We start from the raw sequence: 656 nt of genomic DNA, 5'->3' as shown, positions 1-656 counted from the left end.
ATGGCCTGCTTGGCCAGTGCCAGCCGCGACAGGCCCGGCACGCCAGAGGGATCGGCCATGCTGCCGGAAATGTCGAGGACGATGAGGATGTTCGAATCAATCTCCACTGCGGTAACCGAGCGATCCGAGGCAACGGCTTTCGGCACATCGTCGACGATGTTCACCACAAGCGTGCTGGTGGTGCTGTTGCCCAGCGCATCGGTGGCTTTGTAGGTGAACGTTTCGCTGAGGGTGTTCGGCCCGTCGTTGGCGTTCGGCGCGGTTTTCGGCGCCGAGGTCAGCGTGTAGGTGTAAGTGCCGTCAGCGTTGAGCAGCAGTTGCCCGTAGCTACCGGCGGCGTTGCCGACCAGGGTGTACGTGATCGCGCCGCTGCCACCACTGACCGAACCGACCAGCGTGCCGCTGGCGGTTTCGCCGGTGTTGCCCGGTTCGCTGCCGGTGACTGTGCCGGCGGCGAGATCCTGGCCATCCTTGTTCAGGTCGAGGGCTTTTTCGTAGACCGTGACATCCTGATCCACCGAGGCGACCAGTTTGCTGTCGGCGACATTGATGGTCAGCGTTGTGGTGCTTTCGTCGCCATCGCTGTCACGGATGGTGTAGGTGAACGTGTCGGTCGCGCCCGGCGGGCTCACCGAGTTCGGGTTGCTGTGGTAAAC

At 63.1% G+C, this 656-nt stretch carries 1 protein-coding gene; it reads right to left on the bottom strand.

The genetic code is table 11. From position 1 onward, the window contains the following. Nucleotides 1-656: VCBS domain-containing protein (locus tag J5M71_RS26365; RefSeq protein WP_207838403.1), on the bottom strand; the 656-nt coding region annotated here is incomplete at both ends.

Source organism: Pseudomonas sp. 43(2021) (assembly GCF_017490805.1).
Lineage (GTDB): Bacteria > Pseudomonadota > Gammaproteobacteria > Pseudomonadales > Pseudomonadaceae > Aquipseudomonas.
The sequence above is the reverse complement of the archived record's forward strand: the minus strand, read 5'-3'. Positions and strand labels throughout refer to the sequence as shown.